A 25916-nucleotide genomic window follows, 5' to 3' on the forward strand; every position below is an offset into this window, starting at 1 on the left:
TCGATCATTGAATGACGACGTGCGCTCGATTTGCATCCGCGTCGAAGTGAAGCGTGCTCGGCCAGGCTGGCCACTCCGCCCCGATCGCTGCTGCATGACTCGGATCGCCACTGCGGGCGAAAGCTCCCAACGCGCCCTGCATCACGCCTGAAAGCGCCAGCCGCCCGGGCTCATTCGCGTGCGTGAACGAGATACGCGAGTACAGCGACGGCCCAAAATTTCCGAACACGAACGGCAGGTCGAATGTGTGCGCAGCGCCGAATATCTTGTCGAATGGCGCTGGCAGTTCATCCCAGTCAAACTCGTAGGCCCAGACCGAAGCTTGTTGCGTGCGCAACGCGTTCAACGCATCGTCCCGAATCGCCTTGAACCAGATCCGATTGAGTTCGGCGGCACGCGAATCGAAGCCGGTGGCGGGCGTCGCCACGGGCAGATAAGCTGGCGGCACCCATTGCTGGATTGAGGTCTGCGGTGCAGCTTCCGGATCGTAGTGCGCCGCAAGCGCAAAGACTGCCGCATCGTCGAGGAGGCGGCCGCTTGTTCCGCCGAGATCCGGACGCAACGCGAACAACTGGGGAAAGAGCTTCGTTTCGTCGCGGGCGAGGCCTGCGAGTACCGGCACATGAACGTAGCGGCCCGCGCGGATTTCAGCGATCGGGTCCTTGGCGACGACCCAACCGTCCGGAATCGGATTGGAAGCAGCCATGCCGCGCTGGGCAAGGCGCGTGCGGACCACCTCCAGGATCGAATCCGCCGAACTGGAGCGCATCCAGTCCGCCATGGCCGTCGCACCGGTCTTCGAAACCAGCTGACGTGCATCCGATTCGTCGGTTGCACGGCCTTGCGACATGAGCATTTCATCAAGCAGCGCATCGCCGCGCTTCGCCCACAGCGCGGCCGGCAACACGCCGGGAATGGCACCCTTCGGCAGGGATGCCGCTGTCGAGATACCGCCACTGAGGACGACCGCCCTCTGGAACGGCGGCTTGTCGCGCGCCAGCAGCATCGGCGATGTCAACAACGCGTAGACGTTCACGGCGCCTGCCGATTGGCCCATCAGCGTCACGCGGCGAGGATCGCCGCCGAATTCCGCGATGTTCGCGTTCACGAAATCCAGCGCCTTGACGATGTCGAGCAGCGCGAAGTTGCCCGAGTCTTCCTCGCGTTCTCCGGTCTTCAGTTGAGCCTGATTCAGGAAACCGAAGACGCCGAGCCGGTAGTTGACTGTGACCACGACAACATCTTCGTTGCGCGCGAGCGCGGCGCCGTCGTAGACCGGGTCCGCCGTGTAGCCGGTGATGTTGCTGCCTCCATGAACGAACACGACCACAGGCCTGGGCTTGGCGGCCGGCGAGGCAGGCGTCCAGATATTGAGGTACAGACAGTCTTCCGATCCGACAGTTTTGCCGAGCGCAGTGCCGATCGTGTCGTCGTAGCGGTTGTGCAGGCCGGGACCATAGAGGCGCCCGGTCTGAACGCAGGCGGACGCGAACGCGGTGGCGGACCGCGCGGAGGTCCACTGCTCGGGCTCGCGCGGCGGGCGCCAGCGCAGATCGCCTACAGGGGCTCGTGCATACGGAACGCCCTTCCAGTTCCAGGTTCCGCTGCCCGTCGCATCGTCACTGCCGATCACGGGGCCCGATGTGGTGTTGCGCTGCATGGCTGGCTTCGGTCCGGCGACCATCGCGCATCCGGCCATCAGCACCATGAGGAAAACCACTCCCGCGCGTGCGAGCCCGCACTTGCCTCGTGGCATCGCGCTCATCATTCGGCCGTGATGTTGGCAGCCTTGATGATCTGCGCCCACTTGCGCGTCTCGCTAGCGATGAACGCACTGAACTCGGCGCTCGTGCTTGCACGCAGCTGCAGTCCGGCGGCCTCGGCCTTGCGACGGACATCCGCGTCGGCCACCGCGGCACTAATCTCGGTGTTCAATCGCGCGACGATGTTCGCCGGTGTTCCTGCGGGCGCGAGCATGCCGTACCAGCCATAGCCGACAACGGAAGGCAGTCCCTGCTCGCGGAAGGTCGGCGCATCCGGGTAAAGCGGCGTGCGCTCTTCCGTAGCGACTCCCAGGACTCGCAGCTTGCCGGCCTGAATGTGAGGTACGGCCGTGGTGATGGCTGTCAAGGTGGCGTCGATCCGCCCGGCAAGGAGCTCGGTGTAGGCGGCCGCATCGCCGCGGTATTGCACGACGATGCCTTTCGCGCCGGCGGCACGCAGCAGGAGTTCGGCCGTCAAATGAGGCGCGGAGCCGGCGCCAGGCGATCCGAACGTCGCTCCGTTGGGATTCGCCTTTGCATGCTTGATGAACTCCGCAAGCGTCTTGTAGGGCGCGTTGGCATTGACCACCAGGAACAAGGGAGCGATGGCCGTGCTGGAGATGGACGCGAAGCTCTTGTGCACGTCGTAGGGCAGATCCTTGTAGAGCGCCTCGCCGATCGCAATCGGTGCTGCCGCATGCAGGAGCGTGTAGCCATCCGGAGGCGCCTTGGCCACGAATTCGTTGGCGATGCGCGTGCCGGCACCGGCCTTGTTCTCGACCACCACGCCCTGCCCGAGTTTGTGGCCGAGGAATTCGCCGAGCACGCGCGTCAGGATGTCGTTGGAGCCGCCCGCGCCATAGGGGGAGATCATGCGGATCGGCCGTGCGGGCCATGCTTGCGCCTGGCTCGGAAGGCACCAGGGCGCTGCAAGGCCGACTGCGGCCAATGTCAGAAAGTGTCTGCGGTTCGTTGTCATGTTTGCTTGTCTCCGTTGATTTTGTCTTTGCGTTTTGTCTCGGCAATCAGATCGGCTCGATAGGCTGGATCGGCGGATAGTCGAACCGCAACTCCAGGTGGTCGGCATGCGGTTGATAGAGCCGCAGCACGACGTAGAACAAGTCGCCTTTCGGCGCGGGAAGCCAGTTGACGCCCGGCCCCGGATCCTCCGCCTGGAGCCGTATCGCAAGACCCCCGTCGGCGTCATGGCGCAGGCCCGGCGTGCGATCGCCGATCGAATACCGGTTGATGGCATTCGCAACGAAGAGGCAGTCGCTGCGGCGGTACATCGTGAGCGACCAGAAGGCACCCACTTTCAGGCCCCTGCCCGGCGCGAAGCGCAACTCGTAGCACCGCGATCCATGCAGCGGTGCGCCTCGCGCGTCCACTTCCGCCGTGGGGTACATCGCTTCCTCTACGCCGAGCGCGCCGATGAAGTTGCGGGCGATACGGGCGCGCGTCAGATAGTCGTCGCCCCAATGGGTCTTGACCATCACCGGGATAGCCCAGCCTCCGCCCAGATCGTGCGGCTGGTTGCTCGTGCGCAGACGCTCGTAGACCATGGCGAGCGTCGCCGCGAACCCGATCGATTCAGGAGGCCATGCCAGGGCTTCCCCAGGCAGCGGCGGATTGCGCAGCAATGCTGCGCTCACGATGGACAGGTACAGGTCGGCAGCCGGTGTGCCCGCATCGCGGCCGTCCATCCATGTGTCCACGCGCATGGCCGCATCGGCGCCATCGGGGCGGACGAGCCGCATCGAGCGCTGCGACTCGCGGACGCGATCGGCGTCTTCGCCATCGTCCTCCACCAGATGGCGCCCGATCAGCCATACGTCGTCGCCGGGTGCGGCAATCGTCAGCGTGATACCGGGCGGAACAGTCCCGTGCCAGCCGGGTCCGTGCACCAACGTGCGTTGGGCCCTGTTGCCCGTGGTCCGGCGTCCCACATAGGCAAACGGGTTCGTCCACGCATCCAGCAGCCCCAAGGTCCAGTAGCGCTCGCCCATGTCGGGCGTCTCGATGATGACCGGTCCTTCAGAGAGGTCCAGCCAGGCGTTGCTGTAGACCGTGTCATTGTTCGGGCTGACCACTTCCTTGTCGTTCGGACCGAGCCGACGGTGGGTGTGAGTGAACTGATTGACCCATCGCATGGTCGATGCAGGGTCCGGCGCAGCAAAGCCGAGAACCGGGTGGCGGCGCGCGGTTGTTGCGGCGCGCATGCGCATCATCTCGAACAGCGGCAGCGTCTGGATCACCGCGTCTTCGCAGGCGTCGGTGACCATGGGGGTGCGGGTGGTGAAGGTCGTCTTCGAATCCATGGTTTTCTCGTTGATATCAGGCCAATCAGGCCACCGCACCGGCGCGGCGAAGTTCGTCGATCTCGTTCGCAGCGAGTCCGAGCTCACCCAGGAGCAAGTCCGTGTCGGCCCCGCACGCCGGAGCCGCCGGCGGTTTGGCGCGCGGCGCGTCACCGAGCCGATAGGGCAGCGCCAGTGACGGGTATCTCTGACCGTCCGTGCCGATGGCGTCGACCAACAGTCCGCTCGCCTGAACGTCGGCACTCTGCAGCACCTGCCGGTAACTGCGCACGAAGCCGACGACGATCTGGTTCCGGCTCAACAGCGCCACGCATTCTTCGCTGGTCAATGACGAGAGGCATTCACGCAGCACGATGCGAAGCTCGCTGCGATGCTGCACCCGGAGCGCATTCGTGCGAAATCGAGGATCGGTCGCGAGCGACTCGCGCCCCACCACGCGGCAAAACCGCGCCCAATGCTCGTCCGCGTAGGCGGACAGCACGATATGCCCGTCGCGCGTCGGCACCACCTCCGCCGCGGGGGCGTTGTTCGGCTGGCCGTCGCCGATGCGCGTCGGCTCGGGCGCGCCGCCCAGGTAGTCGCACCACGTGGTGGCCTGCAGATGCATGGCCACCTCGAGCAGCGACGTGCGCAGCGTCTCGCCCACGCCGGTCTGCGCGCGGCCGTACAGCGCGGCGAGCACCGCTTGCGCACCCAGGTGCGCCGCGGCAGCATCGATGATCGGTACGCCCACCTTCTGAGGGAGGCGGTCCGGCTCACCCGTGACCGACATCAAGCCACTCTCCGCTTGTGCAGCGATGTCGTAGCCGGGGCGTTCGCTGGACGGACCCAAATCGCCGAAACCCGAGATCGAGAGATAGATGACCTTGGGAAACCGCTCACGCACGGCCGATGGTCCCAGACCCAGCGCCTCGACGGCACCCGGGCGCAAGTTCTGGATCACCACGTCGCAGTTGGCGATGAGGCGCCAGGCGATCTCCCGGCCCGCCTCGCTCTTGAGATTGAGCGCAATCGACTGCTTGCCGCGACTGTAGGCGCGGATCATCGATTCGCCATAGCGGCCGATGTGTCGGGCCTGGTCGCCCGCCAGCGGTTCGATCTTGATCACCTGTGCGCCGAGTTCGGCCAGCACCATGGCTGCGCCCGGTCCGGCGATGTACTGCCCCATGTCGATCACGCGCACGTTCTTCAACGGCGCCGCGGGCCCGGATGTCTTTCTTGGTTCTGAGTTCATTGACAGCGACGTTATCGAGTTTCGCGATTCTTGAAAATTCGATAATCGTGAAGGAGTGATCACGGATCGCTATACCCCACGGAACCTGGAATGCACACGAAAACCGACCGCTTGATCCGCACGCTGCGCCTCAGACACCTCGAACTGCTTGTCGCACTTTCCGAAGCGTCCACCATGCGCGGCGCGGCGGCACGCCTGCATTTGAGTCAGCCGGCGATCAGCAAGATGCTCGGCGAAATCGAGAGCTGCTTCGGGGCCAAACTCTTCGAGCGCAGTCATCAAGGGATCCACGCGAACGCCGTGGGATCAAGCGCCGTCTTCCGGGCCCGAGCAGTGCTGAATGAGCTGGCCCGCGCCACCGAGGACGTCGATGCCATGCAGAGCGGTATCACTGCGGTGCTGCGCGTGGGCGCTCCGTCGGTCACCGCGACCATTCCAGCGGCCATCGTCGAGCTGCGGCGGCGAATGCCCGGCGCGGCTGTTCAGTTGCGGGAGGGTCGCGTCCATGAGCTCATCCATCGCCTGCTGGACGGCGAACTCGACTGTGTTTTTGGAGCCATCACTCCTGAGCTCATCTCCAGTGACGTGATCGGCTTGCTGGAACCTGTCGTGCTGCTGGAAGATCAGCTGTGTGTGCTTGCGTCCAGTGCGAACGAGAGCGTGACCGGCCGCCGCTTGCGATGGTCCGACCTGCAAGCCGCGCCGTGGGTGGTGCCGCCCAAGGAAACGCTGGTCAGGCAGGCATTCATGACCGCCTTCCTCAACAGTGGCGTGACGCCGCCCGTGCCGGTCATCGAGGCGATGTCATCGGTGACGATCGGCACCGTGCTTCGCAAGGATCCTTCGCTGGTGTGCGCGGTGCGACTGGAGCATGCGCTGGACGAAATGGCCCGAGGTGGTGTGCAGAGGCTCGAGGTGCTGCCCCGGATGATCCTTCCCTCGTTCGGCCTGTTCTTTCGACGAGACGGAACGGAAAGGCCTGCGATCGTCACAGAGTTCGCGGATGCAATACGCCGCGTCAGCGGGAACACGGTGCCGAAGAGGCGACTGACCGGGAAGTAGTGCCAGCGATTCAGTGGGCGCTGCGGAGCTTCAGATTGCCGAAGTCCATGAAATCGGTCGGCGCAAAGCCGATGTCCGCACGCACCGGCGCCTGGGCCTGACGCTCCCTCGACTTCTCGCGCAGACGGGCCAGGTCGGCTCGCACCTCTTCCAGGGTGCGCATCGGCTTGGCGGATGCGGGTGCGACCGATTCGCGAACTGCAGCCTTCACCGGATCGGCCGAAGGCTGCTGGACCATTGGAGCCGCCGCGGCAACAGATGCCGCAGGTGCAATCCGCGCCGCCGGCGCCGCAGGCAATTCACTTCGCCGGGTTTCGATTCGCGACGGCATCGGAACCACCCTTCGCGCCGCGGCTCGCGGAGCTGGACGCATCGGCACAGGCTTCGTCAGCACAGCCCAAAGGCCGTGAAGGATTCGAGTGAACGTGCCGAAAGATAGGGATGCTTCCATGGCGGACCAGCTGAAAAAAGATGGCGCGATTGTGTGACTGGGTCGACTGAATCCAAATGACCTACAACCGCTCGCGATGCGCGAATTGCGCAAAACTGCACGCTGCGTTGATTTGGGTGATCCCGCCTTTGTGGACCTCCCTCGCACCCTGCGATGCGTTTTCAGGGCGCCGAGGGACCGGCCTTCAGATAGGGCATCGGATCGACGGCATGGCCCCCGCGCCGAACCTCGAAGTGCAGCCGGGTCACGCTCGAATCCGTGTTTCCCATCTCGGCGATCTGCTGGCCGGCCTGCACTTGCTGGTTCTCCCGAACCAGGATCTTGCGGTTGTGCGCGTAGGCGGTCATCAAGTCCTTGTCGTGCTTGACCATGACGAGATTGCCGTAACCCCTGAGCGTCGAGCCCACATACACCACCCGCCCCTTGGCCGCCGCTACGACCGGGTCGCCAGGATTTCCGCGAATGTCGATGCCCTTGTTGGAGCCGCCATTGAATCGCCCGCTGACCTGCCCCGCCGCCGGCCACAGAAAGGTTCCCGCCGCGGCGCCCGGGCCCGGCGAGGCTGTGACCTTGGCAGACTTGGTCGAAGCGCCCTTGCCCGCGGCCGCAGAACGTGTGGGCGCCTTGCGCTTCGCCTGGCGCTGCGCCTTGCGTTTGGCCGCGGTCGATGGGGCCGACGACGCTTTGGACGAAGAAGAAGCGCCGTCAGCGCGCGTGGTCGACGAGGTCGACGGCGGCGACGCTGTGCGCGTCCTCGATGTTTCCTTGGGCGATGTACCGCATGCAACGACAAGGGCGCAAAGCATCGCGCCAAGGCCGAGCCGGCCGAGCCGGCCGATCAACGACCCGCGGGCGGAGGGCTGAAGCGCGTCTCGGCGCCCATCATGCTCGAGCATTCCTTCAACAGCGCCAATGAGCGCGTGACTTGGTGCGTCATGCGATCGTTGAGACTCTTCGCGCTGCGAAACATCGGCAGCACCACCAATGAGCCCACGCCTGCGACGACGATGGGGATGACCATGTAAATCCAATGCAATTCCAACTTCGACTCCTTGTTCCAGTTCGGAGTCAGTCTGCATGCTCCCCCGCTGCATTGCCAATCCGCTGTTTGGACCGGTCTGCACATCGGAGGGCGATCGAATGAGTGCAAATTTCACGAATCGTGCCGCGGTCTCGCATGCGCGTCCCGCTCGGCGAGATTGGCGGCGCGCACCCAGTAAAAATCCTTGCCCGCCCGCGCAGGGCCGACCCGAAGCACCTGCCGAGGCACCGACCGGATCTCTTCATCGGCTCCGCAGTACAGCGGCAGGCTTCTCTCGGTCCTGCGGTGAGCCTCCAGCAGCTCGCGCAAAGGCACCTGGATGCTTTCGACCGACTTCGACGACGACCGCACCTTCACGAATTCCCGTGACACGACGAGCTTGCTCGGCGCCTCGAATTCGACCGTTTCCAGCAGTCGACGGGTCCTCCAGACGGCCGTGACCGCCGGCGCCATCATGACCGCGTCGGGTGTCGAATAGCGAGGAAGATGCGCGCTATCGGCAGCGGCAAGACATGCCAGCAAGTGCGGCGTGAGTTCGATGCTGACCGAACCGGAATCCGTCGTCGGGGAAGGCCGGATTTCGATGATTGCCGTTCGTGCAGTGTGCCTCGCGCTTTCCGCGACCATGGCGCGGGCACGCCGGCGCCGAGCTTTGACGTGTGCGAAAGCTGCAAGCCCGGCCACCGGCGAAGCAGCTGCGAATACCTTGATCGCGAAGAGATCGTCGCCCGTAAATATCAAGACCGAGTCCTCGGGCAACGAAAGCGGCGACAGGCCGTGAAGAGAGGGTCGGGGTCGGAGTCGGAGTCGGTCATCGAAAGTCGTTCAAGCGCGAAACGTATAGGTGCGAACGTCTCGCGGAACGCATGTTACCTGCGAAGCCGCGTTCCACAGGGAAGACGCACGTTGCCGCGGAAGGGGAATCAGCTTCCGAAGACCCAGCGTCTCCACCACGGACGAGGCGGCGCCGGCGGTTCTTCGGCAAGCTGGTGCATCAGGCTGGTCCTGACGCGGCGGCGCAATTCGACCTCCAGCGCATGTGCGACGCCGTAGGCCGACTTCTCTCCACGCGAGGCGCGGGCGCGCCACTCCGTTGCATAGGCTGCCAGCGCTTCTTCGTCGAGGCTGGCGAGTTCTTCACTGGAGGGTATGGCGGACATGAATCGATGATCGAAAAAAAGCGGGCTGCAAGATCGAGAATCTACACGAGTGAGTGCGCGCGAGCTTCGCGCGCTTGCTTGACTCGCATTCTTGGCAAACCAGAAAGGAAAAATGAATGTTCAATCACGTCATGATTGGCAGCAACGACATCGAACGCTCCAAACGGTTCTACGATGCGGTTCTTCGTGTGATTGGCGCGGAGGGCGCGCCTGTTCGCAACGTTTCGGCGACAGGTCATGTTCGTCTGTTCTATCGCCATGACGGAAACACGCTGGCGATCAGCGAGCCCATCGACGATCAACCTGCCACGTGCGCAAACGGAGGAACCATCGCATTCAAGTGCGCGAGCCCCGAACTGGTGAAAGCGGTTCACGACGCGGCCGTGGCGCATGGCGGCGTATCTATCGAAAATCCACCAGGACTGCGCGACGATGCGTTGGGCAAGTACTACCTCGCCTACGTACGCGACCCGGACGGCAACAAGCTTTGTGCCATTCATCGGGTGCGTTCCTAGGCTGTACGGTTCGTCTAGCTTTGTGAGGTCCTGGCGCGCAACGCCCAGGCGGCGAGGCTGGCGACCTGCCACCAGATCAGCCCCCAAACGATGATGACCGCCAGCCATCCAAAGGGTGAAGGACTTGCCCAGCCCCACGCTTGCGCGGAGGCGTAGACAGGCAGCCCTATCACCTTCAGGAGCGTGAGAGGCAAATAGACCGAGTTCCCGATGAAAGAGGCAAACGGCCCCGGCGGAAACAGAAAGCCGCTCACGTGAAGAAGCACGAGCATTGCGAAGATGTCGCGACTACGCATGAAGGTGGATGATCGCACGGGATTAGAGTAGCCGACAGCCACCCTGCGTCCGGACCTGGAGCATGGCTTCAGGCTTGGCATCTCCACGCCCCTGTACGAACCGCTCGATGCAGAGCATCGATATTTCATGTCCAAACACCCACACCCGTTTCGCGCTGAATGGGCGCCCAGCATTCCACGCGAGCTCATGGCCGGCGCGGTCGCCACGTTCGCCCTCATTCCAGAGGTCATTGCTTTCTCCTTCGTCGCAGGTGTCGATCCTGCTGTCGGACTGTTCGCCTCTTTCGTCATCAGCATCGTGATCGCCTTTGCCGGGGGAAGGCCGGCAATGGTTTCTGCCGCAGCAGGCTCCGTTGCCTTGGTTGCTGCTCCACTCGTACATGCGCATGGCGTGCAGTACCTTCTTGCCGCCGGCATCCTCGCGGGCGCTGTTCAAATCCTGTTCGGGTGGCTGCGCCTCGGCGCACTGATGCGATATGTGTCGGGCTCCGTTCGCACCGGCTTCGTCAACGCGTTGGCGATTCTGATTTTCTCGGCGCAGATGCCGCACCTCATCGGCGCCAACGGCGCCACATGGGTGATGGTCGCTGTCGGCCTGCTGATCATTTACGGATTGCCAAGGCTGACGACCATCGTGCCGTCGCCGCTGGTCTGCATCGTCGTGCTCACCCTCGTTGCGCACTGGATGCATCTGCCATTGAAGACGGTGGCCGACCTGGGCCATCTGCCCGACGGCTTGCCGACGTTCGGCTTGCCTCAGGTACCGCTGTCTTTGGAGACTTTGAAACTCATCGCCTTGCCGGCTGTGGCCATCGCGATGGTGGGACTGCTCGAATCCATGATGACGGCCAGCGTTGTGGACGAGCTCACGGACACTCCGAGCTCCAAGAACCGCGAGTCCACCGGCCTCGGTATCGCCAACGTTGCCGCGAGCTTGTTCGGAGGAATAGCTGGCTGCGGAATGATTGGGCAGACGGTGAGCAACGTTCGCTATGGCGGACGCGGACGTTTGTCGACGCTGTTCGCGGGCGCCTTCCTGCTGATCCTCATGGTGCTTCTGAAACCCTGGGTGTCTCAAGTACCCGTCGCCGCATTGGTCGCCATCATGGTGATGGTGTCTGTCTCTACGCTGGATTGGGGTTCTGCGCGTGCGCTCTTGAAGCACCCGAAGCTTTCGAGTGTCGTGATGGGCGCAACTGTGGCGGTGACCGTTGCCACTGCCAACCTGGCCGCCGGGGTGACTGTCGGCGTGCTGTTGAGCGGCTTGTTCTTCACCTTCAAGGTCTCGCGTCTGCTTGTTGTCGTGAAGACAGGAACCGAAAGCTTGACCTATCGGGTCTCCGGACAGGTCTTCTTTGCATCAGCGGACATGCTGGTCGATGCGTTCGACGTGCGGGACGTCGAGGGCAAACCCGTCTGCATCGACGTCAGCGAAGCCCACTTCTGGGACATCACCGCCGTGAACGCCTTGGACAAGGTGTGTCAACGGCTGCGTAAACATGGAAGCCCGGTGGAGGTTGTCGGCTTGAATGAACAAGGCCGAATGTTGGTGTCGAAGCTGGACCTCGGTATCGAGTAGCCGGCATCTTCAGTCGCATGGCTGAAAGCGCTTGCACTCGGCGGTGGCGTGAATCGATGTCACGGTGTTCTCGCCATCGATGTGCCTCGAGGTGAACTTGACCCATGATCCTTCGGGGATATCAGCGAGCAGGGAGCGGTCGGGCAGCCTGAAGGTCTGCGTCGCGAAGGGAATCTTGGACCTGGGCAACAGCCTCAACCGAACGTAGAGCTTGCCGCCGGAGTCTTCGTACGATGATGAGAGTCGCGCTCGCGTGAACACCGGGGCTTGCTCGCTGGCCTGCGCCGCAGCGCCGCTCATTGCAATGACGCTCATCGCGGCCGCAATGGTTCTGCACAAGGCTCTCGACATCGTTGACTCCTTGAGTTGGCTCGCATTCTGCATTTCCCGTCATCTTCTATTCGAGAGTGTGATCAGCTTTCAGTTGCCCGGGAGGCAATAGGAAAACTCATAAATGTGAGTGCCATCCGCGACACTGATCTTGAACTCACCCTCGATACCAGTCAGATCTTCCGTTCCTGAGTCCGGCACGACGGTGACAGATAACGAGGCCAGGCCGCGATTCATGGTGCCAGTGTGTTGCAGAACGAATGAGCCGTTCTTTCCCGCCAGAACGCCAGTGACCCGCTCAATGGCAACGTAGGCGGCTGAACCTTTGATGCTCGTCCCGGCACTCAGCATTTGGCCGCGTGTCGTTGCTACGAGGTCACCTGATATCTGCTTGTTGATGGTCAAACGACCCAGTAGCTTCGGCTCTACGTCGTCCCCTTCGAAGGGCATCGGTAGGAGAGTGACGGCGAATGTACCTTTTGCTGTTTCGGTCATTGAGGCTTTCATGTGCACGCGGAGTAGCCACGGCGAGAGTCAAATGGTGGCGAACGCAACCTTCAGTCGGTATTCATGCTACGCCAGCGAAGCCGGTCCGCGTCGCGATGACGACCTTTACTCATTCATGCTCGCACCAATCCGAGTTTGCGCAGCTGCGTCTCGAGTTCGGCTGTCGTGGTCCAAGGCAGGATTTCCGAGTTCTTTCGCTCGTCCGGTGGATTTGACGGCAGGCCATCAGACCATCCCCCATGTCCGACGAGAGGCAGCAATGGCCGGCCGTGCAGCCACGCAAGACAAACTTCGGAAATAGTGCCGGCCCTGCCCCCGATGACGATGCAGGCATCACCAGACAAGGCCATGAGCAAGTTGCGCGCGTCACCCATGCCGCAGGGCACAACCACCGTTGCTGGCCAATCCAGCGGCGGCATCTGGTCAGGCGGCACGATGCTCAACACCAGACCGCCTGCGCCCATCGCACGCTCGGCAGCAACTCTGGTTGCGGGACTACCGCAGCCGCTGACCAAAGTCATGCCGAGCGAAGCGAGGAGCGCCCCCGCTTCGCCGGCCCTCTCAAAAGCCGAGGAGCCGGGTTCGGCACTGCCAAGAACACTAACTTGAGGCCGGCGAATGGATGGTGTCGTCATGATCTGACTGTAGCCGGCCGGCAAGCGCGCCTATATCGAAGGTCTTGATCCGCGGGCCGCCCTCGAAACCATCGATGTTCCACACCGCCTGCGGACCGGTCCCACCCAGCGCCCGCCGGCACACAACGCTGCCATCGTCCAGGTCGAGCTTCACGTGCAGCGTCCATCCACTGCCGGTCTTGTCAGGCTCGACGCGCACCAGCGCATAGCCGCTGCCGGTACCGACAGCCGCCGTGACGGCCTGGCCCTTGATCTCGCGACCTCCGAATTTCATGTCGACCGGCCCGTCCAGCCAGAACTCTTCCGGCCGCGAATTGGCAAAGGGCCAGGGCGAATACAGGCCCGACGAGACGATGGAGATCACTTCCACCGGTCCGTGCCGCCCCGTCATCCACAGGCTGGACACGCTGGACATGTGGCGGTCGCCGGCCAGCAGGATGACCTGTCGCACCGGGCTGTCGCGCAGCAGTTCCAGCAGGTCGAACTGCGACTTCGGATAGCCGCTCCAGTCGTCCAGGCCGATGCGCTCGGGCCCCCTGCCGAAGACCGCGGCGCGTGGGAGCGGCAGCAGCGCGACCGATGACACGATGAAAGCGGGTGAATCGGAAGGAAGGTCTTTCACGATCTTCGCCAGATCGAGTCCATCCTGGATGAGCGCGTCACCCAACAGGTGCGCGCCGGTCGTGGGACGCAGCACGCGGCGCTGGCGCTGGCTGCGCGTATCCAGCACCTTGAAGAGACGGCCGGCGACCTTGATGTCGTAGTTCAGTTCGTCGAGCGCCGGGTCCTTCGCCCGGTCCTCCACCCACTTGTGCTGGTTGGCGCGATAGGCGCGCAGGGCCGCCCTCTCCAGCCCGCCATTCAGGGAACCTGGCTCCCAGTTGTCTCCCACTTCGTGGTCGTCGAGCATGGGATAGGTCGGCAGCCGGCGCGTCGCGGCACGCCAGGAGGCAAGCCCGAACCCCTGGAAGTAGGCGTGCTCGACAGAATCCTTGCCCGCCGGATCGAACAGGCCGGCGGTCTCGTCCACGTACACCTGATCACCCACGAGCAGCAGCAATTGCGGTCGTTCACCGGCCGACGCGCTGTCCACCTGCTGGACCAGCCGCGCGCAGGAGCGCTGAGCCGGGATTTCGTCGAACAGCCCGGGCGGGTATTGGCAACTGGCGAGCGCAAAACTGAGGGGGCTCCGGGCACCGGAGGTGTCCATCGCCGCCTCGATCCAGGCCGGATCGAGGCGCACGACTGCCGCGTCGAGGGCGTCCGGCAGCCGCTCGCAGCACTGCGGCGTCAACAGCTGCATCACCTTCCTTCGCGTCTCGCCGACGACAGATCGCCTGGGCGAATGAAACAGCGCGTTCACCTCCTCCCAATCAGAGATGTCGAACACGCGCAGCAGCGGCAGATCGTTGTGCACCGTGACGACCGCGAAGCCTGCGTACTTGGGCAGCTCGCTGGCGACCAGCATCACTTCCAATGCACGATGGCGCAGCTCGTGATTGGACGTTGGGTCGATCACCATTTCGTCAAAGCAGAAGCACAGCTGCGCGCCATCGCGTTTCAAAGGGACGTAGACCACCCCCAAGCTCGTGGCACGCGCCGGCGGCGGCAGCACTGCGAGCCGGCAGTGCAGCAGCTTGCCGTCATCGGCTGGACCAACGCGCCCCAGCACAGGCCCCTTCCAGGGCAGTTCGACACGCAATGCCGGTTCCTCCGGGTCGGGAGGCTCGGGGTCCAGGCGGCTGCATTCGTCGAGGAAGCGAACCACGTGTTGAAACACCTCCTTGTCCGCATGCTCGCCAATCAGGCAGTCCTGGTGCCCATAGGCGTCCAACACCACCAGCCGATGGTGATGATCGTCCTCGCGCACGATGTCACCGCCCTCGCGAGGCGGCTTTTCGAACCAGTCCTTTTTCTTGTTGCCGAAGACGGCGCGCAGAAGGATGAAACTGTCCCAGGCGCCGCGCCAATCGAAGACCGCGTTCTGGCGGCCGTGCAGGAGCATCACGGGAAAGGCAAAGCGCTCGGCAATGTGCTTCTGCGTCACCACCCGGTTCATGCCCTGCGCATCGGTCAGCAACTGCTCGCGCGCATAGTGGCTGACTTGGGCGAGTCCCTTTGCCATGACCCAACCGTAGATGTCGCCAAGATAGGGCAGCAGTTTGTCGCTGATGTTCGCCAGACGCATGGTCTGGCCGAAGATGCCGTCTGCGCGATGGCGCACGGCCGCGAAGCCGGGGACCTTGTGAAGGCGCCCGCTCTCGCCATCATGGTCGGGATAGGGGAAGGTGGCCAGCACTGCGTCGGCCAGCAGCACCGCGGGTGTCCGCTCTGCCGGCGTCACGTCGAACTGCTCGGTGCCGAGGTACTGCTCCAGGTAGCTGGCCAGGTAAGCGCGAAAGCGGTTCATCGGGCTGGCGCGCAGCAACGGGCCGACCTGCGAGAGCACCACGGCGCCAATGGATTTGTACAGCTTCTCTTCATTGCGCAGCAGTTCCACACAGAACATCGCCGAGCCGATGCAATGGGCCACCACGTCGAGCTGCGCCGCGCCGGAGAGGCCCTTCACATGCGCAATCGCGTCGGGGATGTCTTCGCGCGAGACCTCGTCGAAGGACCAGTACCGGCGATGGTCCAGGTTGAGGCCGATGCTGGTGCGCAGGTCCAGCACCCAGACGTCGCGCCCGGCCTTCATCAGGGTGCTGACCAGATTGTTCGGCAGCATGACGTGCGCGAAAGTGGAGCCGCTGGCGCCGTAGCCGTGGATCAGCAGCACGGGCCGCGCGCCCGGGGTGTCTTTCCGGGGGCGGTAATGCGACAGCTTCCGCAAGGGCAGCGCGTCCGTGGTCGCGTACTTCGTGAGATCGAAGTGCGGCACGTCATACACGACAGGGTCGACGCCATCCACCTTTCCCGGCATTCGGCCGTTTTCGCGCGCGGTCTTGTGGTTGTCGTCCGGCGGCAGGAAGCTGACCAGATGAATGTGCAAGATCACGCGCAGCAACCACAGGCCCAGTTCGGCCAGATCGCCCAGCGCATTGGGCGCATCCTGCTGCGCCGTGATCTTCAGCAGCGGGATGAATTGCTCCACGAAGAAGTCCAGGTCAAGGCGCAGCACACCGCCGTCTTTCGCGCCCATGTCGAGTCGGCCTTCGCTCAACTGCCGCCACGGGTTGGCGTCCTCCGTCAGGGCCAACCGCTTGGTGAAGTGCATCGTCCGGCCCTTGCGCACCGGCGCGTCCTTGTCGGCCTTGGTCACGGTCCATGCGTAGCGCAGCAGGCGCGCTTCGCCAAAGTGCGTACACAACACGCCCAGGATGTACTCGGCGCCCGGGCTGTGGCCCAGCAGATCCGCCAGCTTGCGCCGTACCAGGCCAAGTACGCGCAGCATGCGATCCTCGCGGTTGGAGGATTCGCGCACCAGCAGCTGGACCTGGCCGGTGCAGGCGGCGGTCGAGGGCGTGCCGTCCGCGGCGGTGAAGCGCAGCGTCACTGCGCGCTGAGCCACCGTGCGCGGCAGGCGGCGCAGGTCCGACGCCGCGAAGGGCGCGAACTCGGCCACGGCTTCCAGCGCAAAGGGCTTGCCATTGACGTGAATGTCCCCTCGCAGGCACTCGCGGATGATCAGCTGGGTGGGCAAGGGTGCGGCCGCATGCCTTCGGTCGCGCCGCACCGGGCGCGGCACGCTTTGCAGCCTGGAACTGCCGCGCAGGACCAGGCCCCAGTCCTTCGACAGCATGGGAATGGAGCGCTCGGCGAGCGCCGCGATGGTCAGCGCCGGGTTGATGCCCAAAGCCACCGGAATGATCGAGCCGTCCAGCACCGCCAGGCCGGGCAGCAGACCCGCCTTGGCGAAGACGCGTCCATACGAGTCGACCACGCCAGCGTCGACGGCGTCGGCCATCGGGCAGCCACCCAGCGGATGCACGGTAGCAGCACCGATCTTGGCACCCAGCGGACCGACGTCGGGCAGCGGCTGCCACAGCGGATTGGGCAGCACCCGGCCGCCCAGGCCGCCGAGCCCGAAGAGCCCGCCGTGCGCATGGTGCAGGGCGTCCATCTGCTGCGCGAAGACGGGCAGGTCGCCGACGCCGAGCCACGAGATACCCACCTGCCCATCGCTCAGGGGCGTGTCGGCGTCGCCGGGCTTCAACTCGATCAGGCCGTCGGCGCCGTCGTCGCCCATCATTCCGTACACCGCGGTGTACTCGAGTGCGGCGTCGCTGACCGCCAGCGGATCGTCCATGACATCGTTCTCGCTGTGGAGGCGCGAGTCGTCCTCCAACAGCCCGTGCAGGGATTCGCTGCAAGTCACGACTTCGGCGAACGCGCGGCGCAGCGCGGCTGGAATGCCGAATTCCTCGATCACCACCGGCCGGCCGACTCGGCCCTTCTTGCGCAGCAGCCCCGTGATGGTCGGACCGACGTTGCGCCGATCCGGCGCGTCGCCTTCCTTCGCGCAGGCGTGCGCCAGGGGCTTCTGGCGATGGGCCACCGCGATCAGGTCGCCGTTGGTGGAAAAGCGGCGGCCCAAGCTCTTGCTGCCGCCAACGGGTAGCTCGTCGCCTTGCGAGCGCAGCAGGATCTCGGTGGAGCCGAGCGAGCCGGCCGCCAGGATGACCCGGCGCGCGCGCACTGTGTAGCAGCGCTTGCGGTCGGCACGCGCCTTGTCGGGGTCGGTCAGGAAGAAGTCGACTTCATAGCCGTCATCAATGCCGTCATCAACGGTGCGCAGGCGGTGCACCGTGGCACCGCAAAACAGCCTGGCGCCATTGGCCTGCGCCATGGCCAGGTAGTTCGCCTCCAGCGATTTCTTCGCGCGAAAGTTGCAGCCGCTCACGCAGTCGCCGCACTTGATGCAAGCACGCGTGTCGACGCCCGCGGGGCTGGTGCCGTCCTTGAAAGCCACGGCGAGCCAAGCCTTGCGCGCGGTGTTGGCGTGCATGGCGCGCCCCGCCTCCATCAATGAATCGAGCTTGGCGACACTGCCCGGGATCTGCTCGGGCATCAGCATGGCGCTCGCATGGCCGTAGTCGGATTTGAGCGCGTCGGGCACACGCAGCGCCTCGGGCCAGCGCTTGTCGGTGAAGGCATCCGCGGTCGCCCTCTCCATGACCGCGGCATTGATGAGCGAGCCGCCGCCCAGCCCGTTGCCCAGCACCACGGCGACCTTGCCCAGGCGCAGGTCGAAGAGGCCCGTGGGCCGGCCGCGCGCTGGCTTGCCGTCCTGCTTGCTGAAGCGCACGTGCCCGGGGATTTCGCCGAAGGTGGCGGGGAACTCGCCCGGAAGGTATTCGTTGCCGCGCTCGAGCACGTAGACCTTGACCGCGGGTCCGCCAGCCGCCGGCTTTGCGCCCGCCAGACGCGCCGCGGCCACCGCGCCCCCGTAGCCGCTGCCGACGATCAGCACCTCGCAATGCCAACCGTCGGGATCTTGCGCGATCTCGTCGACCAGCACCTCGGCGCCGGTGGACAACCAGCGGTCGTTCGCTTGCTCGTTCATCGCAACCTCCATGGCGGGGAAGCCCGCCGGTTTTTCTTCTTGCTCTACCGGGCGGCGATGGCCGCACTGATGGTGCGGCCCAGCGTGGGCGCGTCCACCGGCTTGCGCAGCAAGGCCAACGCGTGCCGGCGCGCGGCGCCGACCACGGCGTCGTCCTTGTCGGCGCTCACCATCACGACGGGTAGCGAGGGTTCGAGCCCGCGCAGGCGCTCGACGGCCTCAAGGCCTTCGACGCCGCCGCCTAGGCGAAAGTCGACCACCGCGGCATCGCAGCTGGCGCCCGAGAGCTGAGCCAGCGCGTCGTCGAGCGTGGCCGCGGCGAGCGCGCGGCAGCCCATGGCGGCCAACGCATTGACATAGGCGCCGCGCACCATCGAATCGTCGTCCAGCACCAGCACGCGCCGGCCGGCCAGGCTCCAGGCGGGCTCCGAGACCAGGGCCGCCACCTGCGCCGTATCGGCGAGCGGCAACCGCAACGAGAAGGTGGCGCCGGCACCGGGTGAAGACTCCACGGTGATGGGCAGCTTCATCAGGTCCGCCATGCGGCGCACGATCCCCAAGCCGAGGCCATGGCCGCTCACGGTTGCGGGGCCGTCCGCGCCGAGCCGCACCAGGTCTTCGAAGATCAGCTGGTGATGCTCGGGCGCGATGCCGGGGCCCGTGTCGCGCACCGTGAGCTCCACATCGCCTTCATGCGGCAGCACCTGCAGCTCGACCCGTCCACCGGCCGGCGTGAACTTGATGGCGTTGTCGACGAGGTTGGCGAGGATCCGGCGCAGCAGGTCCGGATCGGAATGCACGGCCAGCTCGGGCGGGCAGTGCCAGTCGAGCTGCAGCTGGCGCCCGGCCGCCGCGGCGCCGAAGCCGCCCATCACCGCGGCCACCAGGCGATCGAGCTGCACGCGGCGCGGCTGCGCCACGACCACGCCGGCGTCCAGCTTGGAGACGTCCAGCAGGGCATCGAGCATGGAGCAAAGCTGCTCAAGACTGGTGTCGACCACTTCCGAGACTTGCCGGGCCTCCCCGCTCATCGACAGGTGCCGCAGCGCGCCGACGTTCAGTGCCATAGCTTGAAGTGGCTGGCGCAGGTCGTGGCTCGCGGCGGCGAGGAAGCGGCTCTTGTCCTGGTTCGCCTTCACCGCGGCATCCCGAGCGACCGCCAGTTGCGCCCGCTCGAACTCCAGACTGGTGGCCAGTGCCTCGTTCTCGAGGCGGATGCGGAATGACTCCTCGAAGGTCTCCAGGTTGCGCCTGGCAAAGCGGGACTGCACGCCAAAGAACATCAGCACCAGCGCCGCGATGCCCAGGCCGAGCCGGGTTCCCGACAACGCCCACATCAGCGCCGTTGGCACAAAGAGGAGGCTGGCATAGGCGAGGAAGGCGGGCCTGATGGTGGCGCTGGTGGAGACCGCGCCGGCGCCCCAGGACACCAGGATCATCGTGAGCACCGCGTCGAGCGATGGATCGAGCCAGCTCATGAACAAGGCGGCCGAACCGTTGCATGCGCCGATCAGCACATTCCACAGCACGGTCGCGTGCAGTCGCGCGGCAATGGGCTGTTGCCGGTCGCTTGCCATGTGCGCGAGTGCCGACGCTCGCAGCTCGCGGCTGCCGATGACGGCGGCGAACCAAGCCAGCACGACCGCGGTCGGCACCGACTGCCAGACGATGGCCGCCACGATGGTCGCTGTCAGCAGGATCTGCCAGCGCAGGCCCACTGCCTGATCGGCCACGACCTGGAGCCGGCGCTCGTCGAGTTCGATCGATGCGCCATCCATCAGGGCGGCGGCCTCGGCGTTGGCATTCGGGTTCTTCATCATTGAAGGTCCAGCGTGGCCGCGGCCTGGGCGTCGAAGACGCGGCACAGCGCATCGGTGCGATTGCGCGCCCCGAGCGCCCGATAGACCATGGACAGGTGCACTTTCACCGTGCCTTCGGCGATGGCCAGCTGGCGCGCGATCAGCTTCACCGGCGTGCCGCGAATGGCCAGGGCCAGCACCTGGCGCTGGCGCGGCGAGAGCTCGTTGCGCAGAAAGCGCGCCAGGTCCTCGCGCGGCAGCTCGTCGGGCTCGCGCGCACGGGTCACGTCATCGCTGAGCACGAACTCGGCAGGCAGATAGATGCGATGGCGCAGCACGACCCGCAGCGCGGCCTCCATGTCGGCGAGCCGGTATGACTTGGGAATGAAGCCGGCCGCGCCGGCGTCGATCACCTCGCGCACGCGCTGCGGCGAGCTCTCGGCCGACTGCATGCACACGGGTGTGGCCTCGAAATGCGCCTTGACCGCACGCAGCGCGTCCGGGCCCGAGAGAGTGGGCAGGTGATAGTCGAGCAGCACCAGGTCGAAGTCGGCTGCGGTGTGCTGGCATGCGCTCTCGACATCGCGGCTGGCCTCGAAGGCAAAGGGCTGGCCGGGCTCGATCTCCGCGGCGAGCTGCTCGAGCAGGCGGCGCGTGCCGTTCCAAACGATCTCGTGGTCATCGACAAGCAGGACTCGCATGGGCACCTCGTTGTCTTGCGACGCTGGAACGCGATCTCCCGCATTCCGGCCCGAAGGGTAGTCCAAAGACCAGCGATTGGCGCCTATACCAACGGCCTAGTCAGCGCGCTTAGCGGCTTTCGGCCTCGACTAGCCCGGGCGCGCAATTGAACGCGGCACCCCGCCGGCAGACACTGCATTGCACCGACCGACCCCTGCGTCGCATCCCCAACAACAAGGAGCCGAGCATGAACCTCAGCATCGAAGCACCCGTTGCGCGGCCGCACGCCGCCAATGCGCGGCGGCTCTTCGCGCCCCGGCCGCTGCTGGGCGACGAGGCCCTGCCCTTGGGTCTTTCGCCGCAGCGCTTCGCGCATCTGCTGGAGGAAGTCGAGGCGCTGCTCTTTTCCGTGCGCAAGCCGAGCAGCGAAGCGATGGAGGGCGACCGCGCCCTGCTGACGCTCATGTTCACCGACATCGTGGATTCTTCCGGGCATGCCGAGCGACTGGGCGACGAGGCCTGGTCGCGGCTGCTGGAGCGCCATCACACGATCGTGCGTGCGCAACTCGCCACCTGGCGCGGCAGCGAGCTGGACACGGCCGGCGACGGCTTCTTCGCCAGTTTCGACACGCCCACGCGCGCGGTGCGTTGCGCCCTCGCCGTTCGAAGCGCGCTACATGCGCTCGGCATCGAAATTCGTGTCGGACTGCACACCGGCGAATGCGAGCGCCTGGGCAACAAGGTCGCCGGGCTTGCCGTCCATGTGGCGGCGCGGATCGCGGCCGGGGCGGCCGCTGGGGAAATCATGGTGTCGGGGACGGTGCGCGACCTGGTGATGGGCTCGGGCCTGTGCTTTTCCGGCGGCGAGTGCCATGCGCTCAAGGGGCTGTGCGAGCCATGGCGGCTGTACCGGGTCTGCGGCGACCGGCCGGCTCAGCCCGGCGACGGTCTGCGGCTGCACGGCTGATTGCCATGCATTGCAAGCCGCCCTTTCAACGTGGTGCATTTGGCGGGATGATGCGGAAACGAATGATTGCCAACATCGATGTCTCTGCACCACTTGCTCGCTGACTACGGCTATGTCGCCGTGCTGGCTGGGAGCTTGCTGGAGGGTGAAACCATTCTGATCCTGGCGGGGTTCGCCGCGCATCAGGGGCATCTGTCGCTGCCGTGGGTCATGGCGGTCGCCTTTTTCGGTGGGACGCTGGGCGATCAGATCTTTTTCTTCGTGGGTTGGCGCTACGGCGATGCGCTTTTGCGGCGCCTGCCGCGCATGGCGCCCAATGCCGAACGGATCAACCGCTTGTTGCTGCGGCACCATGCCTGGCTGATCGTCGGCATCCGCTTCATGTACGGGGTGCGGATCGCTGGCCCGATCGCCATCGGAATGAGCGATGTGCCGGCACGACGCTTTCTGATGTTCAACCTCATCGGGGCGGCAATCTGGGCTTTCATCATTCCCGGCCTCGGATACATGTTCGGGCACACATTGAAGTGGCTCGTCGTCGACCTGGCGCGCTACGAGGTGATTGCGCTGGCGGTGATCGTCACGCTTGCCGTATTGATCGCCCTGGCGCACCGCTGGCACGCGCGCCGCACAGCCAGCAAGCCGCCCAACGCCTGAACGCCCGTCGTAGCGGCGGAGAAGTACCGCACCGGGCGGCGCAAGTGCGCCATTGTTTCCCCCGAACGAACACTGCAGTTCTTTTTGCACCGGTTCTGCCCGGGTAATTTGCCCCAAACTCCTCTTCACACAGAGGCAGCAATGAAAACGACATGGAACTTCATCTTGGCCGGCGCAGTGACTTTGGCATCTGCGGCCGGAATCGTCACTGGCGAAGCCGCAAAGGGTGAGCTACGCCTGGCCGAGGCGGCCACGGCCGTGAGCGCAAGCCCCAACGCATTCGCGTGGCTGACGGGCGGCGTGGCGTCCGTCGCTTCGGCCCAGTAAACAAGGCAGGAAAGACAAGGCAAGAAAGCGGGGTCGCGCGCGGGCTTGTCTTTCAACGCGGGCCGAGGCAGAGTCGGGCGACTTTTTGGGAGCCCAAGCAATGTCATCCAGCCCGATCGAAACCTGGCACCGGCTCGTCACGGAGCGCGATGTTCGGGGCCTTGACGCACTTCTTGCCGACGACGCGGTCTTCTATTCGCCCGTCGTCCACACCCCTCAGGTCGGCAAAGCCATCACCAAGGCCTATCTCGCCGCCGCCTTCAGCGTCTTCTTCAATCCGTCTTTTCGCTATGTTCGGGAGCTCACGGGCGAGCGCGACGCCGTGCTCGAATTCCAGGTCGAGTTGGACGGCATCAGCGTCAATGGCGTCGACATGATCAAGTGGAACGAGGAAGGCAGGATCACCGAGTTCAAGGTGATGCTGCGCCCCCTGAAAGCCGTGAACCTGATTCACCAGAAGATGGGGGCCATGCTTCAGGCGAATCGGTGATGCACGGTCTGCGGCCCCACCCTCAATCCGCGGGAGGCAGGTTCAGCGCCCTGGCGACGCCTGCGCCGTACGCAGGATCGGCCTTGGTGCAGTTGGCGATGTGGCGGCGCTTGATGAAGTCCGGCGCATCGCCCATGGCGCGGGCCGTGTTGTCGAACAGCACTTGCCGCTGCGCGGGCGCCATCAGGCGGAACAAGTCGCCCGGCTGCTTGTAGTAGTCGGCGTCGTCTTCGCGGAAGTTCCAGAAGTCTCCATCGCCGCGGATCTTCAGCGGCGGCTCGCGGTACTCGGGCTGCTCCTGCCACTGATTGAAGCTGTTCGGCTCGTAGTGCGGCAGTCCGCCATAGTTGCCATCCACACGCCCCGCACCGTCCCGGTGATTGCTGTGCACCGGGCAGCGCGCCGCGTTCACGGGAATCTGGTGGTGGTTCACGCCCAGCCGGTAGCGTTGCGCGTCGGAGTAGGCAAACAGCCGCGCCTGCAGCATCTTGTCCGGAGACACGCCAATGCCAGGCACCAGGTTGTTCGGCGCGAAGGCGCTCTGCTCCACGTCGGCGAAGAAGTTCTCGGGATTCCGATTGAGCTCAACGACACCCACTTCGATCAATGGGTAGTCCTTCTTCGGCCAGACCTTGGTGAGATCGAATGGGTGGTAGGGCACCTTCTCGGCGTGGGCCTCGGGCATGACCTGGACATACATCGTCCACTTCGGAAAATCTCCGCGGCCGATGGCGTCGAACAGGTCGCGCTGATGGCTCTCCCGATCGCCACCGACGATGGCGGCGGCTTCCGCATCGGTGAGGTTCTTGATGCCCTGCTGGGTCTTGAAATGGAACTTGACCCAGAAGCGCTCGTTCTTGGCGTTGACGAAGCTGTAGGTGTGCGAGCCGAAGCCGTGCATGTGGCGGTAGCTCGCCGGAATGCCCCGGTCGCTCATCACGATGGTGACCTGGTGCAGCGCTTCGGGCAGCAGCGTCCAGAAGTCCCAGTTGTTGGTCGCGCTGCGCATGTTGGTCTTGGGATCGCGCTTGACGGCCTTGTTGAGATCCGGAAACTTTCGCGGGTCCCGCAGGAAGAACACGGGCGTGTTGTTGCCCACCATGTCCCAGTTGCCTTCTTCCGTGTAGAACTTGAGGGCGAAGCCGCGGATGTCGCGCTCGGCATCGGCCGCGCCGCGCTCGCCGGCCACCGTCGTGAAGCGGGCGAACATCTCGGTTTTCTTGCCGACGGTGCCGAAGAGCTTGGCGCGGGTATACGCAGTGATGTCTTTCGTCACCGTAAAGGTGCCGAAAGCGCCGGAGCCCTTGGCATGCATGCGGCGCTCGGGAATGATCTCGCGGTTCAGGTTGGCGAGCTTTTCGATCAGCCAGACATCCTGCATCAGCAGCGGGCCGCGCGGGCCAGCGGTCATGCTGTTCTGGTTGTCGACTACGGGGGCGCCGAAGGCAGTGGTCAGTGGGGTTTTCTTGGGGGCGTCGCTGGAGTCGCTCATGGTTTCCTCTCGGGTGTCATTGGTTGTACGCACAAGGGCAGCAAATCTGGCACCTTCACGGCCAAAGCGCAACTGCGTCGTTCGGAGGGTGATTTGCCGAACGTCGGTCTTCGGTCAGGGCTTGACCTTCTTCGACGATTTGGCCTTGCTCGCCTGATTGTGGGCGATAGCTTCGCGAACGAGCGCCTTGAACGCCGACGCATCGACTGCCTCTCCTTCGAGGATGTCGATGGCGCGTCGCACGTTGCCGTCGAGACTCGAATTGAAGAGACCGGCCGGGTCCTTCAATGAAGCACCCTTGGCAAAGGTCAGTTTGATCTTGTCCTTGTAGGACTCACCCGTGCAGATGATGCCGTCGTGCGACCAGACCGGCGTCCCCATCCACTTCACCTCTTCGAGGACTTCGGGGTCTGCTTCCTTGATCAGCTCGCGCATCCTGCCCAACGTCGCCCCACGCCAGCCGCCGAGTTCGGCGATCTTGGTCGAGATGAGCTCGGATGCTGATGATGACGGTGACGGTGATGGTGGCTGGCCTTGGGTGGCTTCCGACTTTTTCATGCATTTGCCTTGGTTTTCATTCGCACGGCAACGGAGGATAGCCCCAAGACGTTCGCCTTGCGCAATGCGCAAGCGAGTGCAATATTGCGGGCCATGAACAAACTGATCTCGGCAATGCTCCTGGCGATCACGGGACTGACGGCGTCCGGATCCGCAATGGCTCAATGGCACAACAGCCCCCAGTTCGATCGAGATCTCAGGGCCTGCGACCGCCGCGGCGTGAATTTCGATCGATGCATGTGGGAACGAGGCTGGCAGCGCGGCGGCCCCGGCCAGCGGTGGAACCACAACCAGAACTGGCATCGCGCGCCCAACAATCCCAACTGGCACAGCCCTCCGCCAAATCACTGGAACAACTCGCCGCCGCGGCGCAATCAACCGCGGCTCAGCGACATGCAGCAGCGCGCGCTCGACAACTGCCGCCTGCTGGCGCCTGCCGAGCAGCCACGGTGCCGCGCCACCGTCATGTCGACCGTAAGACGTTAGTTGTTGGTTCGGCGCTCCGCCTACGTGAAGGCGGAGCGCAGGACTGCCCAAATTCCCGGAGGTG

General features: G+C 64.8%; 26 protein-coding genes. 8 read left to right on the top strand and 18 right to left on the bottom strand.

What is annotated here, in order from left to right; all coding sequences use genetic code 11:
• Positions 1 to 4: 4 nt before the first annotated feature.
• Genes AC1DEK_RS04890 through AC1DEK_RS04905 form a run of 4 tightly spaced genes read right to left on the bottom strand, consistent with a single transcriptional unit; the run spans position 5 to position 5315 of the window.
• Positions 5 to 1756, bottom strand: coding sequence for a carboxylesterase/lipase family protein (locus AC1DEK_RS04890; RefSeq protein ID WP_478124095.1), 1752 nt, complete (start codon positions 1754 to 1756; stop codon positions 5 to 7).
• Between the two features lie 8 nt (positions 1757 to 1764).
• Positions 1765 to 2742, bottom strand: a complete 978-nt coding sequence (locus tag AC1DEK_RS04895; RefSeq protein ID WP_478124096.1) for a Bug family tripartite tricarboxylate transporter substrate binding protein — start codon at positions 2740 to 2742, stop codon at positions 1765 to 1767.
• Positions 2743 to 2788: 46 nt separating this feature from the next.
• A complete protein-coding gene (locus tag AC1DEK_RS04900) occupies positions 2789 to 4081 on the bottom strand; it encodes a DUF1254 domain-containing protein (protein WP_478124097.1) in 1293 nt (430 codons plus the stop codon).
• 25 nt (positions 4082 to 4106) lie between these two features.
• Positions 4107 to 5315: a CoA transferase gene (locus AC1DEK_RS04905; protein ID WP_478124098.1), complete on the bottom strand. Its 1209-nt coding sequence runs from the start codon at positions 5313 to 5315 to the stop codon at positions 4107 to 4109.
• Between the two features lie 90 nt (positions 5316 to 5405).
• Between AC1DEK_RS04905 and AC1DEK_RS04910 the strand changes: the two genes are divergently transcribed.
• Positions 5406 to 6377 carry a LysR family transcriptional regulator gene (locus AC1DEK_RS04910; protein ID WP_478124099.1) on the top strand — a complete coding sequence of 324 codons (972 nt, stop codon included), beginning with the start codon at positions 5406 to 5408 and terminating at the stop codon, positions 6375 to 6377.
• A gap of 10 nt (positions 6378 to 6387) precedes the next feature.
• On the opposite strand, the gene AC1DEK_RS04915 is transcribed toward AC1DEK_RS04910, so the two are convergent.
• From AC1DEK_RS04915 to AC1DEK_RS04935, 5 genes are all read right to left on the bottom strand, one after another.
• Positions 6388 to 6615 (bottom strand): hypothetical protein, encoded by a 228-nt coding sequence (locus AC1DEK_RS04915; protein WP_478124100.1) that lies wholly within the window; start codon positions 6613 to 6615, stop codon positions 6388 to 6390.
• 374 nt (positions 6616 to 6989) lie between these two features.
• On the bottom strand, positions 6990 to 7724 hold the full coding sequence (locus AC1DEK_RS04920; RefSeq protein ID WP_478124101.1) for a murein hydrolase activator EnvC family protein: 735 nt from the start codon (positions 7722 to 7724) through the stop codon (positions 6990 to 6992).
• Positions 7667 to 7870 (bottom strand): hypothetical protein, encoded by a 204-nt coding sequence (locus AC1DEK_RS04925; protein WP_478124102.1) that lies wholly within the window; start codon positions 7868 to 7870, stop codon positions 7667 to 7669. The genes AC1DEK_RS04920 and AC1DEK_RS04925 overlap by 58 nt, the downstream gene beginning before the upstream one ends.
• Positions 7871 to 7981: 111 nt before the next feature.
• Entirely contained in the window at positions 7982 to 8611 is a 630-nt protein-coding gene (locus AC1DEK_RS04930) for a hypothetical protein (RefSeq protein WP_478124103.1), read from the bottom strand.
• Positions 8612 to 8793: 182 nt separating this feature from the next.
• Positions 8794 to 9030, bottom strand: a complete 237-nt coding sequence (locus AC1DEK_RS04935; RefSeq protein WP_478124104.1) for a hypothetical protein — start codon at positions 9028 to 9030, stop codon at positions 8794 to 8796.
• Between the two features lie 116 nt (positions 9031 to 9146).
• Here AC1DEK_RS04935 and AC1DEK_RS04940 point away from each other — a divergent pair, with 116 nt between their 5' ends.
• On the top strand, positions 9147 to 9545 hold the full coding sequence (locus AC1DEK_RS04940) for a VOC family protein (RefSeq protein ID WP_478124105.1): 399 nt from the start codon (positions 9147 to 9149) through the stop codon (positions 9543 to 9545).
• 14 nt (positions 9546 to 9559) lie between these two features.
• On the opposite strand, the gene AC1DEK_RS04945 is transcribed toward AC1DEK_RS04940, so the two are convergent.
• Positions 9560 to 9841 (bottom strand): hypothetical protein, encoded by a 282-nt coding sequence (locus tag AC1DEK_RS04945; protein WP_478124106.1) that lies wholly within the window; start codon positions 9839 to 9841, stop codon positions 9560 to 9562.
• Between the two features lie 127 nt (positions 9842 to 9968).
• Here AC1DEK_RS04945 and AC1DEK_RS04950 point away from each other — a divergent pair, with 127 nt between their 5' ends.
• Complete coding sequence (locus tag AC1DEK_RS04950; RefSeq protein ID WP_478124107.1) at positions 9969 to 11420, top strand: SulP family inorganic anion transporter; 1452 nt, start codon at positions 9969 to 9971, stop codon at positions 11418 to 11420.
• 9 nt (positions 11421 to 11429) lie between these two features.
• On the opposite strand, the gene AC1DEK_RS04955 is transcribed toward AC1DEK_RS04950, so the two are convergent.
• The 6 genes from AC1DEK_RS04955 to AC1DEK_RS04980 form a co-directional block, all read right to left on the bottom strand.
• Positions 11430 to 11771, bottom strand: a complete 342-nt coding sequence (locus AC1DEK_RS04955) for a hypothetical protein (RefSeq protein ID WP_478124108.1) — start codon at positions 11769 to 11771, stop codon at positions 11430 to 11432.
• Between the two features lie 69 nt (positions 11772 to 11840).
• Positions 11841 to 12245: a DUF3224 domain-containing protein gene (locus AC1DEK_RS04960; RefSeq protein ID WP_478124109.1), complete on the bottom strand. Its 405-nt coding sequence runs from the start codon at positions 12243 to 12245 to the stop codon at positions 11841 to 11843.
• A gap of 125 nt (positions 12246 to 12370) precedes the next feature.
• Entirely contained in the window at positions 12371 to 12892 is a 522-nt protein-coding gene (locus AC1DEK_RS04965) for an SLOG cluster 4 domain-containing protein (protein ID WP_478124110.1), read from the bottom strand.
• Entirely contained in the window at positions 12858 to 18395 is a 5538-nt protein-coding gene (locus AC1DEK_RS04970; RefSeq protein WP_478124111.1) for an alkaline phosphatase D family protein, read from the bottom strand. Before AC1DEK_RS04970 ends, AC1DEK_RS04965 begins: the two co-directional genes overlap by 35 nt.
• A 44-nt stretch (positions 18396 to 18439) precedes the next feature.
• Complete coding sequence (locus AC1DEK_RS04975) at positions 18440 to 20215, bottom strand: sensor histidine kinase (RefSeq protein WP_478124112.1); 1776 nt, start codon at positions 20213 to 20215, stop codon at positions 18440 to 18442.
• A complete protein-coding gene (locus AC1DEK_RS04980; RefSeq protein WP_478124113.1) occupies positions 20212 to 20895 on the bottom strand; it encodes a response regulator in 684 nt (227 codons plus the stop codon). Before AC1DEK_RS04980 ends, AC1DEK_RS04975 begins: the two co-directional genes overlap by 4 nt.
• Before the next feature lie 227 nt (positions 20896 to 21122).
• On the opposite strand from AC1DEK_RS04980, the gene AC1DEK_RS04985 reads away from it, so the two are divergent.
• The 4 genes from AC1DEK_RS04985 to AC1DEK_RS05000 all read left to right on the top strand — a co-directional run bounded on the left by AC1DEK_RS04985 (position 21123) and on the right by AC1DEK_RS05000 (position 23316).
• Positions 21123 to 21842 (top strand): adenylate/guanylate cyclase domain-containing protein, encoded by a 720-nt coding sequence (locus AC1DEK_RS04985; protein WP_478124114.1) that lies wholly within the window; start codon positions 21123 to 21125, stop codon positions 21840 to 21842.
• Positions 21843 to 21920: 78 nt separating this feature from the next.
• Entirely contained in the window at positions 21921 to 22499 is a 579-nt protein-coding gene (locus tag AC1DEK_RS04990) for a DedA family protein (protein ID WP_478124115.1), read from the top strand.
• A 141-nt stretch (positions 22500 to 22640) separates the two neighbouring features.
• Positions 22641 to 22826, top strand: coding sequence for a hypothetical protein (locus AC1DEK_RS04995; RefSeq protein WP_478124116.1), 186 nt, complete (start codon positions 22641 to 22643; stop codon positions 22824 to 22826).
• 100 nt (positions 22827 to 22926) lie between these two features.
• Positions 22927 to 23316, top strand: coding sequence for a nuclear transport factor 2 family protein (locus AC1DEK_RS05000; RefSeq protein WP_478124117.1), 390 nt, complete (start codon positions 22927 to 22929; stop codon positions 23314 to 23316).
• A 22-nt stretch (positions 23317 to 23338) separates the two neighbouring features.
• Here AC1DEK_RS05000 and AC1DEK_RS05005 read toward each other — a convergent pair whose 3' ends face one another.
• A complete protein-coding gene (locus AC1DEK_RS05005; protein WP_478124118.1) occupies positions 23339 to 24808 on the bottom strand; it encodes a catalase in 1470 nt (489 codons plus the stop codon).
• Positions 24809 to 24922: 114 nt separating this feature from the next.
• Positions 24923 to 25366: a DUF1801 domain-containing protein gene (locus tag AC1DEK_RS05010; protein ID WP_478124119.1), complete on the bottom strand. Its 444-nt coding sequence runs from the start codon at positions 25364 to 25366 to the stop codon at positions 24923 to 24925.
• Between the two features lie 93 nt (positions 25367 to 25459).
• On the opposite strand from AC1DEK_RS05010, the gene AC1DEK_RS05015 reads away from it, so the two are divergent.
• On the top strand, positions 25460 to 25852 hold the full coding sequence (locus AC1DEK_RS05015) for a hypothetical protein (protein ID WP_478124120.1): 393 nt from the start codon (positions 25460 to 25462) through the stop codon (positions 25850 to 25852).
• Positions 25853 to 25916: the final 64 nt, after the last annotated feature.

The organism is Variovorax sp. 10N420, assembly GCF_056394705.1.

What these genes read in the sequence shown, in the direction of transcription:
- AC1DEK_RS04890 (WP_478124095.1), bottom strand. Translation starts at nt 1,756, where the DNA reads ATGCCACGAGGCAAGTGCGGGCTCGCACGCGCGGGAGTGGTTTTCCTC.
- AC1DEK_RS04895 (WP_478124096.1), bottom strand. Translation starts at nt 2,742, where the DNA reads ATGACAACGAACCGCAGACACTTTCTGACATTGGCCGCAGTCGGCCTT.
- AC1DEK_RS04900 (WP_478124097.1), bottom strand. Translation starts at nt 4,081, where the DNA reads ATGGATTCGAAGACGACCTTCACCACCCGCACCCCCATGGTCACCGAC.
- AC1DEK_RS04905 (WP_478124098.1), bottom strand. Translation starts at nt 5,315, where the DNA reads ATGAACTCAGAACCAAGAAAGACATCCGGGCCCGCGGCGCCGTTGAAG.
- AC1DEK_RS04910 (WP_478124099.1), top strand. Translation starts at nt 5,406, where the DNA reads ATGCACACGAAAACCGACCGCTTGATCCGCACGCTGCGCCTCAGACAC.
- AC1DEK_RS04915 (WP_478124100.1), bottom strand. Translation starts at nt 6,615, where the DNA reads ATGGTCCAGCAGCCTTCGGCCGATCCGGTGAAGGCTGCAGTTCGCGAA.
- AC1DEK_RS04920 (WP_478124101.1), bottom strand. Translation starts at nt 7,724, where the DNA reads ATGCTCGAGCATGATGGGCGCCGAGACGCGCTTCAGCCCTCCGCCCGC.
- AC1DEK_RS04935 (WP_478124104.1), bottom strand. Translation starts at nt 9,030, where the DNA reads ATGTCCGCCATACCCTCCAGTGAAGAACTCGCCAGCCTCGACGAAGAA.
- AC1DEK_RS04940 (WP_478124105.1), top strand. Translation starts at nt 9,147, where the DNA reads ATGTTCAATCACGTCATGATTGGCAGCAACGACATCGAACGCTCCAAA.
- AC1DEK_RS04945 (WP_478124106.1), bottom strand. Translation starts at nt 9,841, where the DNA reads ATGCGTAGTCGCGACATCTTCGCAATGCTCGTGCTTCTTCACGTGAGC.
- AC1DEK_RS04950 (WP_478124107.1), top strand. Translation starts at nt 9,969, where the DNA reads ATGTCCAAACACCCACACCCGTTTCGCGCTGAATGGGCGCCCAGCATT.
- AC1DEK_RS04955 (WP_478124108.1), bottom strand. Translation starts at nt 11,771, where the DNA reads ATGTCGAGAGCCTTGTGCAGAACCATTGCGGCCGCGATGAGCGTCATT.
- AC1DEK_RS04960 (WP_478124109.1), bottom strand. Translation starts at nt 12,245, where the DNA reads ATGACCGAAACAGCAAAAGGTACATTCGCCGTCACTCTCCTACCGATG.
- AC1DEK_RS04965 (WP_478124110.1), bottom strand. Translation starts at nt 12,892, where the DNA reads ATGACGACACCATCCATTCGCCGGCCTCAAGTTAGTGTTCTTGGCAGT.
- AC1DEK_RS04970 (WP_478124111.1), bottom strand. Translation starts at nt 18,395, where the DNA reads ATGAACGAGCAAGCGAACGACCGCTGGTTGTCCACCGGCGCCGAGGTG.
- AC1DEK_RS04975 (WP_478124112.1), bottom strand. Translation starts at nt 20,215, where the DNA reads ATGATGAAGAACCCGAATGCCAACGCCGAGGCCGCCGCCCTGATGGAT.
- AC1DEK_RS04980 (WP_478124113.1), bottom strand. Translation starts at nt 20,895, where the DNA reads ATGCGAGTCCTGCTTGTCGATGACCACGAGATCGTTTGGAACGGCACG.
- AC1DEK_RS04985 (WP_478124114.1), top strand. Translation starts at nt 21,123, where the DNA reads ATGAACCTCAGCATCGAAGCACCCGTTGCGCGGCCGCACGCCGCCAAT.
- AC1DEK_RS04990 (WP_478124115.1), top strand. Translation starts at nt 21,921, where the DNA reads ATGTCTCTGCACCACTTGCTCGCTGACTACGGCTATGTCGCCGTGCTG.
- AC1DEK_RS04995 (WP_478124116.1), top strand. Translation starts at nt 22,641, where the DNA reads ATGAAAACGACATGGAACTTCATCTTGGCCGGCGCAGTGACTTTGGCA.
- AC1DEK_RS05000 (WP_478124117.1), top strand. Translation starts at nt 22,927, where the DNA reads ATGTCATCCAGCCCGATCGAAACCTGGCACCGGCTCGTCACGGAGCGC.
- AC1DEK_RS05005 (WP_478124118.1), bottom strand. Translation starts at nt 24,808, where the DNA reads ATGAGCGACTCCAGCGACGCCCCCAAGAAAACCCCACTGACCACTGCC.
- AC1DEK_RS05010 (WP_478124119.1), bottom strand. Translation starts at nt 25,366, where the DNA reads ATGAAAAAGTCGGAAGCCACCCAAGGCCAGCCACCATCACCGTCACCG.
- AC1DEK_RS05015 (WP_478124120.1), top strand. Translation starts at nt 25,460, where the DNA reads ATGAACAAACTGATCTCGGCAATGCTCCTGGCGATCACGGGACTGACG.